The organism is Bacillus thuringiensis (genome assembly GCF_022095615.2).
Lineage (GTDB): Bacteria > Bacillota > Bacilli > Bacillales > Bacillaceae_G > Bacillus_A > Bacillus_A cereus_AG.
The window spans coordinates 927,486-940,020 of the sequence record NZ_CP155559.1; the positions used below are offsets into that span (position 1 = coordinate 927,486).

The window sequence follows — 12,535 nt, forward strand, 5'->3', positions numbered from 1 at the left end:
TATGAGGTATATGCTCTTCTTTTTATTTGTAAATAAAGTGGATGTAAATTTAAAATGATGACCTCCACCCTGTCAAGATAAAGGTCTAAATTCATCTATATTATTAAAATTTTCTATATATTCCCTTGCACCTCCCCCAACGTCACCCCCTAACCTAAAGAAGACAAATCAAAAAGGGGGGACCAAACCACTCATGAAAACCACCACAAAAGAAAACAGAAACACCATCATCATGCTACTACTCTCAGCTGCAATAGGAATCTTTTCATCACTACTCATGTACATCACACTGGCACGTAAAAATAAGGTGTACAAATACCATTGCCGAAAGGCGTTCAATTTTTCTTCTATTTAATATTAGTTCGCGTATTAGTGATGTTTTGTTTTGGATCGTATTTGTTTTTGAGGTAGTTCAAGTGATTTTTGTTGCGTGGAAAGTAATACGCGACGAGCCATATCGTTATTTCATTCGAATTCCGTTATTTAAAGAAGATAAGTACACGGTGGAAGGAGAATAGGTGATGAAACAAGAAGTGGAGGTAAGGGGAAAGCGAACTTTTATCATGATTGCAGTATTTTTTATTGCAATTTATATCGTTTTACGAAAAAGAAAGTATGAGCATTTTTATGATGGTATTAGCGAGTATGAAAATCGTTATAGAGGAAATGTTCCTTTTGTATTACTTGTTGTAGGATTGTTTCAATATTGTAGGCAGAATGAGATGAGTTTTTCTCATATGCTTCAGTATGCGAAAAAGAAGTTAGCGGAGTAGGTGATGATATGGCGTGGATGATTAGTGAGTTTGCAAGTGTTGGGGATGTTACGGTGCGGACGCTTCGTTATTATGACAAGATTAATTTATTAAAGCCAAGCGATTATACTGAGGGTGGGCATCGGTTATATACGAAAGATGATTTGTATGTGCTGCAGCAAATTCAATCATTTAAGCATCTCGGTTTTTCGCTTGGGGAAATTCAAACTATTATATTGCAGCGTAATATTGAGGTGGAAGATTTTTTAAGACAAATGGATTTTCAAAGAGAATTGCTTTTGGCAGAGCAAGAAAGAATTGCGAAGGTGCTTTCGCATATGGATGAGATGACGAAGAAGTTTCAAAAGGAAGAACGAGTGGATGTCGCTTTGTTTTCTTCATTTCTGTAAACTTTTATATGGGAGAAAGAAAATAAGGAATGGTTAGAGGAACACTTTTCAAAAGAGAGTGTCCAAATTTTTTATAATAATAAGGAACTAAAAGAAAAGTTTGATTGGCGATTTATGGATGTGATAGGGAAGTTGAAAAAGTATAAGGAAGAAGAGAAGGATCCGAGTCATCATGACGTTCAAGTTACCTTGAAGGAATTTTTCAATGTAATAGAAGAGGTAACGAACTATCTTGATACACCTCAAAGTGATATAGAGGATATAATCCAAAAATCAACCCTCCCGTTATCCGAATTCCCAACCCTCTTCACAACCGAAGAAGAAAACTATATAAAAGAAGCAATTCAGCAGTTTAACACCTAGTTAAACTGCTTTTCCATTATAATAGAAGAAAAACCCAACGGAGGAAAATCCCATGCCAACCTACAACAAACTAATCAGAAACAAAATTCCACAAATAATAAAAGCCAACGGAAAAACACCCACAACAAGAATCCTACCTGAAGAAGAATACATAAAAGAAATCTGCAAAAAAACAGAAGAAGAATTAACCGAATATCTAGAAGCAGACACAAAAGAACATAAACTAGAAGAATTATCCGACCTCCTGGAACTAATAAACGCCCTAGCCGAATACGAAGGCACAACACTAGAAGAAATAGATAAAATACGTAAAAAGAAAGCAGCCGAGCGGGGTGGCTTCCAAAATAGAATCTTCTTAAAAGATGTTAAGTGATAGATTTAACTGGCTGTAAAAGCCGGATTGATTCAAGTTCCATTTTATTATTTAGAGGTTCTTTTATTTTGTATGGAAATGTCTTTCGTTTCATTTCTTTGGTGAATGATAAGTGGAATTAATTGTAATAAAATTAAGTCAGGAGAGAATTTATATTGTATAATATATATAGATTGATAATAAAGGTGAGGGGTTAAGTATGAATAAAAATTATAAGAAGTTAGCTGGAGTTGCGGCAACTGCTGTAATGGCAGTTACGATGGTAACAGGCGGAGTACAGGCACAAACAGTAGATATTGTGCAGGTAAGTGAGGTTGCAAATGCACAAGGGATTAAGCTGTATAACGTACCTATTACTTTTGATAAGACAGAATATACAATGAAAAAGGGTACAACTGGTGTTGTAAATAATTTATTAGATTTACTTGGTGTGAAGGCACAGGTACAGACTCCAGAGGGGCTTCGAAGTCTAGAATATTATGTAGATTATGAGTTTAGTTCTGTGGATGTAGATAAAGTAGGGGACTACCGTGTTACGTTTGTCTTGGATAGAAAAGATGATGATGGGAAAGCAAGGTTTGTAGGTAAGGGAGAGGCTGTTATCCATGTTGTAGATAATAGAGTTCCTGCTTTTACGTTTAAGAATGGAGAGATGGTTGCACATGTAGGTGATACGTTCAATCCTTCCAATTACGTTATAGCTACAGATGTTGAAGATGGAGATATTACGAGTCGGGTTAAGGTATTTGACTCTAAAACGGGTAAGTTACTGGGGGATTTAAATCAAGAAGGGACATACAAAGTACAATTTACGGTTAAAGACAGTGATGGAAATCTGACTGTGGAAGAGAGAACGTTAAAGGTGCTACCGAAGAAGGAAGATGGAAAACAATCCGTATTTAAAGATGTCCCGAAAAATCATTGGTCTGAAGACGCAATTAACGATTTAGAAAAAAAAGGTTTGGTTAACGGATATGGTGATGGAAGATTTGGATTTGGAGACAATGTAACGCGAGGTCAAGTGGCTTCATTAATTAGTCGTTATCTGAATTTAGGGGACGTACAGGGTAGTTCAATGTTTACAGATACAAAAGGTGATATGTTCGAGAAGGATATTGAAAAAGTAGGTCGTATGGGAATCATGGTAGGTGACGGTACTGGGGAATTTAGACCGAAAGATACTTTAACACGTTATGAAATGGCAGCTGTAATGAAGAAGGCGTTTAACTTAGAGACACAAAGTAATGAAAACTATGTAGATGTACCAAAAGATCATTGGGCATATGACTACACACGCATTTTATATGGAAACAAAATTTCGATAGGTGTAGGTAATGGTAAGTTCGCAGGAGATGCAGTTGTAAAACGTGAACAGTATGTACAATTCCTATATAACCAAATGATAAGAAAAGCTTAAGTTACATATTAGGAGAGAAGCGGGAGTATAGATGCTCCCGTTTTTTTATTAGGCCATGTAAAGAATATTAATTCATAAATAAGAAAATGAGTATGTTTATAAAAACGAATGATGCTAACCCCTCCTAAGCCCCTTACAAGCCCCTACCAAGTAATAAATCACTAAGAAAAAACATAACAAAACAAAAACACCAACAAACACCGTAGTAGGAGTCGAAAAAAATTTTGAAATAACACGCCAAAAACCCAGCCCTCCTTCCTATATATAGTACAAAGAGGAAATTTTCATTTTTGAATGAGAATGGGAGGAATTTGGATGGCGGTGTATCGTACTGTGCAGGTGAATTTTTGGCAGGATGATTTTGTTTTGGATTTGACGCCGGAGGAGCGGTATTTTTATGTGTATTTGTTAACTTGTTCGAAGACGACGCAGTGTGGGATTTTTCCTTTTCCGAAGCGGTTAGCTGAAATGGAGACGGGTTATAATCGGGAGACTGTTGATAAGCTTGTGCAGCGCTTCATTGATTATGGAAAGATTCTTTATGATGCGGATACGCGGGAGTTATTCGTTTTAAATTGGCTTCGTTATAATCCTGTGACGAATACGAATGTGGAGAAGTGTGTGCTTCGTGAGCTTAAGGGTGTGAAGAATAAGGAGTTTGTACATATGTTTCTTCAGAAGTGTGTAGAGGAGGAGCTGAATGTTCCGATGCTTTTAGCGCATTTCGGTATGCCGAGTGATTTGGCTGTGGATGATGTTGAGCCAGTTTGTGAGGAGACAGAGGAAGAGACGGGGAGTCGCGTGTTTTCTTTTTATGAGCAGCATTTCGGTAGTTTGTCTCCTCATACTGTGGAGGAACTGAGTGCGTGGATGGAAGATTTGTCAGAGGAGCTTGTGCTGAAGGCTCTTCAAATTGCGTTTGAGAATAATAAGCGGACGGTTGCTTATGTGAAGGGGATTTTGAGAGGGTGGCACGGGAAAGGATTTACGAAAGTATGTGAGGTTGAGGCGGATACGGCTAAGTTTCGGAAGAAGGAGTCGTCTGTTAGTACGGGGGAGACGGAGGAGTTTTTGGCGAGGTGTGAGGAGTGGGAGAAGAATGCGCCATCTGAGGAAGAGTTGCAGCGCTTTTTAGCGGAGCGCGGGTGGCGGCCATGAGTATTCAAAATGTAGAGGCGGAAAAGACGGTGTTAGGTTCTCTACTAATTGATGGAGAGCTTATTAAGGAGTGCCGTTTGACGGAGCAGTATTTTTCCCTATCAGTGCACAAGTCTATATTTCGGTTAATGCGAAAAATGGAAGAAGAGGGGCAACCGATTGATCTTGTGACGTTCATTTCTAGGGTAGATCCGAAGTTTTTAGAGGGGATCGGGGGAATGGAGTATTTTATAGGGTTAATGGATGGTGTGCCTACAACTGCCAACTTCTCTTATTATGAGGGGCTTGTTCGAGGTGCCTGGAAAATGTATCAGGCGGGTGTTCTCGGGCACAAGATGGGAGAGCGTCTTATTGCTGAGAAGAATGAGAAAATTATTGGTGAGACGATTACGGCACTTTGTGAGTTAGAGGAAAAGGACTGTGTATGTGAGTTTGATTTGAAGGATGCGCTAGTTGATTTATATGAAGATCTTCATCAAGATGCGAAAGAGATTACTGGTATTGAGACTGGTTATACATCGCTAAATAAAATGACGTGCGGATTGCAGGAAGGTGATTTTGTTGTTCTTGGTGCGCGTCCTTCTATGGGAAAGACTGCGTTTGCGCTAAATGTTGGACTGCGTGCGGCGAAGTCTGGAGCGGCGGTAGGATTGTTTTCATTAGAGATGAGTAGTAAGCAATTGCTGAAAAGAATGGCGTCTTGCGTAGGTGAAGTGTCAGGAGGTAGGTTGAAAAATCCGAAGCATCGTTTTGCGATAGAGGACTGGGAAAAGGTGAGTAAGGCGTTTGCGGAAATTGGGGAATTACCATTTGAGATTTACGATAACGCAGGCATTTCGGTGCAAGATATTTGGATGCAAACTCGTAAGTTAAAGAGGAAGCACGGTGATAAGAAGCTTTTAGTTATTGTAGATTACTTGCAGCTTATTACGGGCGATTCGAAGCATAAGGGCAATCGATTTCAAGAGATTAGTGAGATTTCGCGTAAGCTTAAGTTATTAGCACGTGAATTAAATGTTTGTGTAGTAGCGTTGTCACAATTATCTCGTTCTGTAGAGTCACGTCAAGATAAGCGTCCTCTTTTATCTGACCTAAGAGAGACAGGACAAATTGAGCAAGATGCGGATGTCATTATGCTTATGTATCGTGAAGATTATTACGATAAGGAAACGAAGCAGAAAGAGATGACGGAAATTCATGTGGCAAAGCATCGGAATGGGCCTGTTGGTAGTTTTAAGCTGAGGTTTTTGAAGGAGTTTGGGCAGTTTGTGGAGGGGAAATAGTGAAAAGGATCGAGTATCGCTTTGCAAATAAAATAAAGCATAAGTGTTCCATTTCATTAACTTATGCTTTATTTTTTGATTCTTTCAATATGTTTCTTATTTCCCCATAAAGAAAGATCTTCTCTCTGCAGTAATCCATTGCTGCAAATCATCTTGGCTACGTCGGACAAGTCGATTTACTAACACATCATGCCATACATAATCCTCTAATAGGTATATATGAACGGGGTCATCTGTATAAAAAGCAATATTACGCTCTTCAAGTGATGGTCCATAAATCATCTCTGTAGAGTCTATCGATAAAATAAACCAATGTTCTGTAGACAAGGTTTCTGTATAAGGTGTTATGCGATGGGCTTCTAGATTTTTAATTGGATTTTCAACATGTAGGGTAATACCTTGTACTGTAACTTTATCAGCTACCGCAGATAGTTCCTCTTTTAATGCTTCATACATCTCATCCCACATTGAAATGACAATACGTTGTTCTGCTTTTTTTATTAATGCCTGACAATAGCTAATGATTGTTTTATTGTCTTTTAAAGTAATCACTCGATTATCCGTTTTTTCCTCGGAAGTTTCTAGTTTTTTTAATGAATCACTGATTCCTTCATAAGTAGACTGCCATTCTGATTGAGCCTTCTGTAAAAAGACTTCAACCGGTAGAGGTGAATAGCGAGTGGTGTCATTTATTTCTTCCTTCATGACAATTCCTTTTTCTACAAGGTTACCCAAAATCTCATAAATTCGCGCTCTTGGGACACCCGAATCCTTACTCACTTGGTAGGCTGTGACAGGCCCTTGTTTAACAAGAGATACATAAGATTTAGCTTCATATTCATTAAAACCCATTTTTTTAAGCTGTTGCACTATGTAGTCCACTTTTTTCGTCCTCCGATGTTTGCTTTTATCCCGCTTTAACGGGCAGTAAGACCCCCACCTCAAAATTCAGCGGAAGCAAAGAAGTTAGGTGGGGGATCAACTGCCCGTAAAAGCCCGATTGGTTCAACTAATAATCAGCGGGGGATGAACAAAACCCCCCACTGATTAAAGTTTCACTTTATATTTCAACGTTACAATAACTGTTTACATTTAGCAAATTATTAGTTACTATTCTGATAGTGACTAAAGGGGAGGTTAATAATATGGATTTTTATTTAGACCCATCCGTATTAATTATTTTGATTGCTTTTGGATTTTTAGCTGCATTTATCGATTCAGTTGTAGGTGGTGGTGGACTCATTGCTTTACCAGCTTTATTATTTACAGGACTGAATCCAGCAAGTGCAGTAGCTACGAACAAACTAGCGTCGACAATGGGGTGTGCAACTAGTAATATTGTGTTTTATCGTTCTGGTAATCTTGATTTGAAATCGGCGTTTAAATTAGTTCCACTCACTTTCATAGGTTCCATAATAGGGGCATGGACCGTTCATTTAATGAACCCAGAACTACTGAAGCCATTGATGCTGATCATGCTTGGTGCGGTGGCTATTTATACGATATTCAAAAAGGATTGGGGTAGTATTTCCACTCATAAGAAATTGTCTGGTCGACACGTCATTATTTTTACTTTTTTTGTTTTTACTATTGGTTTTTATGATGGATTTCTAGGTCCTGGAACAGGCTCATTTTTAATGTTTTCTCTTTTATTTATCGGGTATGATTTTTTAAAAGCAGCAGGTAATGCGAAGCTTCTTAATTTAGGAAGTAATGTTGGTGCATTGTTGATGTTTATGTATGTAGGGCAAGTAAACTATGCGTATGGTTTTATAATGGGGATTGCTCAAATTGCTGGAGGGATTGTCGGCTCCAAATTTGCTATAAAAAAAGGAAGCGGGTATGTTCGTGCTCTTTTCATTACAGTAACTTGTTTATTGTTAGCGAAAAATCTGTATGACTATGTGCAGTAAGTAATGTAGAAAAGGTTAACTATGCAGGCTACATAAATATAATAATTCCTTGTAACATTTTTTAGATGCTACCTGATTCGAAGATAGCATCTAAAAAATTAAGGTAAGAAGGTGAAAATAATACAAACGAATATTTTCGGGGTATGTTTATGTACGTTAGCACAATAACTATTCCATATTTTTTTTATAATTAGGCCGCAACAACCCCTTAAAATCCACCTCAGCAATCAACACACTTACTAATATAAGCGTCGCTCCTAAGTATCCTTTCCCGGTAAGTGTTTCACCTGTGAAAACGAAAGCGAAGCCTGCGGAAAAAACAGGTTCTAATGAAAAAATAAGTCCGGTATGAGTAGGCGTCGTGTATTGCTGGGCGATAACTTGCACGATGAAAGCGACTGCAGTGCAAAATATGCTTAAGGCTAAGATGATGAGCCATGAGTTGGTTGTGCTAGGCAGTTTTGGCGTTTCGATAATGAATGAAAAAATAAGACTAAATAGGCCGACGAAACCGAGTTGTATGACTCCAAGTGCAATGGAGTTCACATGTTTTGTTACGCTTCCAGTGATGATGACGTGGATTGCATAAAATAAGGCTGACAGTATGCAAAATATATCACCGTTACCGATCTTGAATTCGCTCGTTAATGTTAATAAGCCGATTCCTATTATCGTTAAAAAGATTCCTACTATAACTTTCTTTTCTGGAATGTGTTTTAAAAATATAGCTGATAGTATCGGAATGAAAATGACTGTGAGACATAGTAAGAAGCCAGCATTTGAAACACTCGTATACTTTGTGCCGAAAGTCGCAAAAATGTAAACGATAAATAAGACAGAAGCGAGTATAAATGCATATTTTACAGTTTTAAAATCGACTTTGAATAAATGTTTGTAAAATATTAAACTTGATAAAAGAAAGGCGATAATAAATCGTAATGCGATTAAGTTGTATTCTTCTATGCCTTCAAGTCCAACCTTTGTAAGTAAGATGGATGCACCCCAAAAGAATGTAACTAGTAGTAGCCCTAAATCCGCTTTTAATTGTAGTTTCATTTCTATTCCCTCGTTATGTATAAATTTTATAATCCCATACCCCTATCCCCATTTTTTTATTTTAATATTAATTCTGAATATTTGTAACTTAAATTTATCGACGTTTTATTCCATCATAAAGAGGCTGTTTCATAATCCGGTTCAATCGGTTTATAAAACAGCCTCTTTTCATTTAAAAGTTCCGATCTAACAACAAGCCAAGCTGTTCTGCGACAACTTCCGGCGGGTCAGGAAGTCCCTTCATAAAGTATGTCTCCACGACTCCTACGATAGCGTAGCCGAAGAATGTGATGATCATGTCTTCACTAAATCCTTTGTTTATGCCTTCTTTAACCTCTATGTCGTCTTTTATTTGTTCGATGATGTAATCGAAGAAGTGTTTACGAAAAGCGGAAGCTCCTTTTCCAGCTAACATCGTTGAAAAGAAGAAGTAGTGCTGTTCCATGTTTTCGAACCAAGCGATGCAAGCTTCTCTAAAGCTTAAATCGTGGAGAGGAGCGCACAGTGTTTTTAGCGCTTCGATACGTTCTACAACGAGTTTATCGAGTAAATCATATTTATCGAGGTAATGAAGGTAGAACGTTCTATTTCCGATGTCCGCTGTGGTGCAAATGTCCTTTACTGTAATTTTATCAAATCCTTTTTCGGCCATTAGTTCAATAAAAGCGTTTTTGATGGCTTCTTTTGATTTAATAATCCTTCGATCGACTTTTTCCATTGTGTCACCAAACTTTCTTTATAGTTAATACACAATTTTTATGGATGTGTGTATTAATGCGTGAATTCACTAAAATTGACGTTTGAAAACATCTCTTTTTCATTTTATATTATACACACGGGAGAGATAATACATCAACGTGCATTAATTCTTCCGAGTATCATTTCTTAATGAAAGAGGGGGATGCAGTCACATTTCGTGCTCTAAGTAACTTTCTTCAAAAGAACAAATAACAAAATAATGACAATTTTATATATGAAAAACAAAGAGAAAGAGGTCAATTATGAATCCGAAATATAATAACTTATTTGAAGCATTTACATTTAAATCTGGCGTTACCCTGAAAAATAAAGTCGTGATGGCACCGATGACAACTTGGGCTGGCAATGATGATTATACGATTTCAGATGAAGAAGTAACGTATTACAAAAAGAGAGTGAACGGAGTAGGGCTTGTTATTACGGGATGTACGCATGTGCAGGCGAATGGTATCGGTTTTACAAATGAGTTTGCAGGGTATGATGACACGTTTATCCCGAGTTTACGCAAATTAGCGGATGCGGCTAAGAGCGGTGGAGCACCGGCTATCCTTCAAATTTTCCATGCAGGAAACAAAGCATTACCTGATTTCACGCCAGACGGGGATGTAGTAAGTGCAAGTGCTTTAGAAACAGAAGCATCTCCGTTTGCGCCTTCTGTATTACCAAGGGAGATTTCGCATAATGAAATTTTAGAAGTAATTCGCGACTTCGGAGAAACGACGAGAAGAGCGATTGAAGCTGGATTTGATGGCGTTGAAATTCACGGCGCACACGGATTTTTACTACAAAACTTCGTCTCACCTTTCTTTAATAGACGTGAAGATGAGTGGGGCGGTTCTTTAGAGAATCGATTACGTTTCCCGTTAGCGGTCGTTCGTGAAATTCAGTCAGTTATTAAAAAGCATGCAACTAAGCCGTTCGCACTTGGTTACAGATTCTCACCTGATGAACCACAAGAAGGTGCTTTAAGAATGAAAGATACGTACGAGTTAATGAATCGTCTTATTGAATTAGATGTTGATTATGTTCACGCTTCGTTAGCGAGTGCGCTTACTGCAAAACCAGTGGATAGTCAGGATGAGAAAACGTACCTGGAGTTAATAGCCGAGCATGTAAACGGCAGAATTCCGTTAATGGCAGCTGGTTCTATGATAACGCCAGATGATGTTTCGTTAACGTTAGAAAAAGGAGTTACACTTGCGGCGATTGGTCACGGGTTAATTATGAATCCAGATTGGGTAGAGAAAGTGCAAGGTGGAAAAGAAGATGAAATAAAAACTGCTATTAAGAAATCAACAGTAAGTGAACTGGGGCTTCCAGAAAAGCTGTGGAATGTCATTCAAGCTTCAGGACCTTGGTTTACGATTGAAGATTAATTATGAAGATACATCAATAAAAAAGAAGATGAAATGGAGAGGTTAATATGAAAAAGCAAGTAACGTTTAAAAAGTATAATTTGAACATGGCTGGTAATCTGCATGTACCAAACGAAATGGATGATAGCAAGAAATACCCAGTTCTTATCGTTTTACATCCGGCTGGTGGAGTGAAAGAACAAACAGCAGGTCTTTACGCTCAGAAGTTAGCGGATGAAGGATATGTCGCGTTAGCATTTGATGCTGCTTATCAAGGCGAAAGTGAAGGGCTACCTCGTTACCTGGATGATCCAACATCTAGAGTAGAAGATGTGCGCGCAGCTGTAGATTATGTAACGACACTTTCTTTCGTTGATCCAGAGCGAATTGGTGTAGTTGGTATTTGCGCTGGCGGTGGTTATGCGATACGTACAGCACAAACGGAACGTCGTATTAAAGCTGTTGTAGGAATTAGCGCAGCAGATATGGGAAGAACGTTCCGTGAAGGCTGGAATGGAGAGGCTCCGATATCGACTGCAATTGAGATGCTTGATGCAGTCGCAAAACAACGTACGGCTGAAGTAAATGGTGCGGGACCGATGTATCTTTCTTACGTACCGCATGAAATTGATGAAAATACGGATTCAGAAACAGCAGAAGGATATGAATATTACAGAACAGCTAGAGCGCAGCATCCGAATTCAGTAAATAAACTGTTGTTTTCAAGCTTTGATAAAATTTTAGCGTTTACGGCAATCGATGAAAAAATGAGCTCTTTATTAACGCAGCCACTTCTATTAGTTGCAGGAAGTAAAGCAGGAACACTTTGGCAAAGTAAAGAAGCGTATGAATTAGCAAACGAACCGAAAGAATTAGTTATTCTGGAAGGTGGATCTCACTTTGATCTATACGATATTCCTGAGTATGTGGATCAAGCGGTAGTGAAGGCAACGGAGTTTCTTCGTAAACATTTGTAATTTGATTTTATAAGGCAGTAGAAGCATTTTCTACTGCCTTATAAAAAATAGGAAAGGGAATTTTGACTATGACGAACGTATTAATCCTTGGAGCGAACGGACAAATTGCGTGTAATGCGATTGAGTTATTTTTAAATGAAACGGATGCAAGGTTAACGTTATATTTACGAAATGCAGATCGAGTACAGCAATATGAGTCTGATCGTGTACGGATAATGGAAGGCGATGTTCTAAATCGTGAAACGTTAAACGAAGCGATGGTAAATCAAGATGTTGTGTATGCAAATTTAGCTGGTGATGATTTAGAAGAGCAGGCGAAAACGGTTGTGCGTGCGATGGACGAAACTGGAGTGAAACGTCTTATCTTCATTAGCTCACTTGGCATTTATGATGAAGTTCCAGGAGAGTTTGGGGAGTGGAATAACCGTACGATTGGTCAATATTTAGGGCCGTACCGAAAATCTGTTGATGTAATTGAAGCTTCCAACCTTCATTACACCGTGTTGCGACCAGCGTGGTTAACGGATTATGATGAAGTTGAATATGAAATTACGGAAAAAGGTGAGCCGTATAAAGGAACGGAAGTATCACGTAAAAGTGTCGCGGCGTTCGTTGTTAAATTGGCACAATCACCTGATTTACATGTTGGCGGAAACTTAGGTGTAAACAAACCGAATACAGATGGGGATAAACCAGCTTTTCTTTAACATATAAAGGAG

12 protein-coding genes and 2 pseudogenes are annotated in these 12,535 nt (G+C 38.3%); 11 read left to right on the plus strand and 3 right to left on the minus strand.

Going from position 1 to position 12,535, the window contains the following annotated elements; genetic code table 11:
• Positions 1–193 precede the first annotated feature (193 nt).
• From KZZ19_RS04695 to dnaB, 7 genes and pseudogenes are all read left to right on the plus strand, one after another.
• Positions 194–518 (plus strand): annotated as a pseudogene (locus KZZ19_RS04695) (DUF4870 domain-containing protein).
• Between the two features lie 3 nt (positions 519–521).
• Positions 522–773 (plus strand): hypothetical protein, encoded by a 252-nt coding sequence (locus KZZ19_RS04700; RefSeq protein WP_237979658.1) that lies wholly within the window; start codon positions 522–524, stop codon positions 771–773.
• Positions 774–781: 8 nt separating this feature from the next.
• Positions 782–1,525, plus strand: a pseudogene (locus KZZ19_RS04705) (MerR family transcriptional regulator).
• A 52-nt stretch (positions 1,526–1,577) separates the two neighbouring features.
• Complete coding sequence (locus tag KZZ19_RS04710) at positions 1,578–1,898, plus strand: nucleoside triphosphate pyrophosphohydrolase (protein ID WP_237979659.1); 321 nt, start codon at positions 1,578–1,580, stop codon at positions 1,896–1,898.
• Positions 1,899–2,097: 199 nt separating this feature from the next.
• Positions 2,098–3,315 carry an S-layer homology domain-containing protein gene (locus KZZ19_RS04715; RefSeq protein WP_237979660.1) on the plus strand — a complete coding sequence of 406 codons (1,218 nt, stop codon included), beginning with the start codon at positions 2,098–2,100 and terminating at the stop codon, positions 3,313–3,315.
• A gap of 315 nt (positions 3,316–3,630) precedes the next feature.
• A complete protein-coding gene (locus KZZ19_RS04720; RefSeq protein ID WP_237979661.1) occupies positions 3,631–4,473 on the plus strand; it encodes a DnaD domain-containing protein in 843 nt (280 codons plus the stop codon).
• Entirely contained in the window at positions 4,470–5,756 is a 1,287-nt protein-coding gene (gene dnaB, locus KZZ19_RS04725; RefSeq protein WP_237979662.1) for a replicative DNA helicase, read from the plus strand. Before KZZ19_RS04720 ends, dnaB begins: the two co-directional genes overlap by 4 nt.
• A 96-nt stretch (positions 5,757–5,852) precedes the next feature.
• Here dnaB and KZZ19_RS04730 read toward each other — a convergent pair whose 3' ends face one another.
• Positions 5,853–6,638 carry a TrmB family transcriptional regulator gene (locus KZZ19_RS04730; RefSeq protein ID WP_237979663.1) on the minus strand — a complete coding sequence of 262 codons (786 nt, stop codon included), beginning with the start codon at positions 6,636–6,638 and terminating at the stop codon, positions 5,853–5,855.
• A 263-nt stretch (positions 6,639–6,901) separates the two neighbouring features.
• Here KZZ19_RS04730 and KZZ19_RS04735 point away from each other — a divergent pair, with 263 nt between their 5' ends.
• Positions 6,902–7,669, plus strand: coding sequence for a TSUP family transporter (locus KZZ19_RS04735; protein WP_237979664.1), 768 nt, complete (start codon positions 6,902–6,904; stop codon positions 7,667–7,669).
• 168 nt (positions 7,670–7,837) lie between these two features.
• On the opposite strand, the gene KZZ19_RS04740 is transcribed toward KZZ19_RS04735, so the two are convergent.
• Together KZZ19_RS04740 and KZZ19_RS04745 are read right to left on the minus strand one after the other, a co-directional pair.
• Positions 7,838–8,725 (minus strand): DMT family transporter, encoded by an 888-nt coding sequence (locus KZZ19_RS04740; protein ID WP_237979665.1) that lies wholly within the window; start codon positions 8,723–8,725, stop codon positions 7,838–7,840.
• A gap of 172 nt (positions 8,726–8,897) precedes the next feature.
• Positions 8,898–9,443 (minus strand): TetR/AcrR family transcriptional regulator, encoded by a 546-nt coding sequence (locus tag KZZ19_RS04745; protein WP_237979666.1) that lies wholly within the window; start codon positions 9,441–9,443, stop codon positions 8,898–8,900.
• 283 nt (positions 9,444–9,726) lie between these two features.
• Between KZZ19_RS04745 and KZZ19_RS04750 the strand changes: the two genes are divergently transcribed.
• From KZZ19_RS04750 to KZZ19_RS04760, 3 genes are all read left to right on the plus strand, one after another.
• Complete coding sequence (locus KZZ19_RS04750) at positions 9,727–10,860, plus strand: NADH-dependent flavin oxidoreductase (protein WP_237979667.1); 1,134 nt, start codon at positions 9,727–9,729, stop codon at positions 10,858–10,860.
• A 47-nt stretch (positions 10,861–10,907) separates the two neighbouring features.
• Positions 10,908–11,816 carry an alpha/beta hydrolase gene (locus KZZ19_RS04755; RefSeq protein ID WP_237979669.1) on the plus strand — a complete coding sequence of 303 codons (909 nt, stop codon included), beginning with the start codon at positions 10,908–10,910 and terminating at the stop codon, positions 11,814–11,816.
• A gap of 68 nt (positions 11,817–11,884) precedes the next feature.
• Complete coding sequence (locus KZZ19_RS04760) at positions 11,885–12,523, plus strand: SDR family oxidoreductase (RefSeq protein WP_237979672.1); 639 nt, start codon at positions 11,885–11,887, stop codon at positions 12,521–12,523.
• Positions 12,524–12,535: the final 12 nt, after the last annotated feature.

What these genes read in the sequence shown, in the direction of transcription:
- KZZ19_RS04700 (WP_237979658.1), top strand. Translation starts at nt 522, where the DNA reads ATGAAACAAGAAGTGGAGGTAAGGGGAAAGCGAACTTTTATCATGATT.
- KZZ19_RS04710 (WP_237979659.1), top strand. Translation starts at nt 1,578, where the DNA reads ATGCCAACCTACAACAAACTAATCAGAAACAAAATTCCACAAATAATA.
- KZZ19_RS04715 (WP_237979660.1), top strand. Translation starts at nt 2,098, where the DNA reads ATGAATAAAAATTATAAGAAGTTAGCTGGAGTTGCGGCAACTGCTGTA.
- KZZ19_RS04720 (WP_237979661.1), top strand. Translation starts at nt 3,631, where the DNA reads ATGGCGGTGTATCGTACTGTGCAGGTGAATTTTTGGCAGGATGATTTT.
- dnaB (WP_237979662.1), top strand. Translation starts at nt 4,470, where the DNA reads ATGAGTATTCAAAATGTAGAGGCGGAAAAGACGGTGTTAGGTTCTCTA.
- KZZ19_RS04735 (WP_237979664.1), top strand. Translation starts at nt 6,902, where the DNA reads ATGGATTTTTATTTAGACCCATCCGTATTAATTATTTTGATTGCTTTT.
- KZZ19_RS04740 (WP_237979665.1), bottom strand. Translation starts at nt 8,725, where the DNA reads ATGAAACTACAATTAAAAGCGGATTTAGGGCTACTACTAGTTACATTC.
- KZZ19_RS04745 (WP_237979666.1), bottom strand. Translation starts at nt 9,443, where the DNA reads ATGGAAAAAGTCGATCGAAGGATTATTAAATCAAAAGAAGCCATCAAA.
- KZZ19_RS04750 (WP_237979667.1), top strand. Translation starts at nt 9,727, where the DNA reads ATGAATCCGAAATATAATAACTTATTTGAAGCATTTACATTTAAATCT.
- KZZ19_RS04755 (WP_237979669.1), top strand. Translation starts at nt 10,908, where the DNA reads ATGAAAAAGCAAGTAACGTTTAAAAAGTATAATTTGAACATGGCTGGT.
- KZZ19_RS04760 (WP_237979672.1), top strand. Translation starts at nt 11,885, where the DNA reads ATGACGAACGTATTAATCCTTGGAGCGAACGGACAAATTGCGTGTAAT.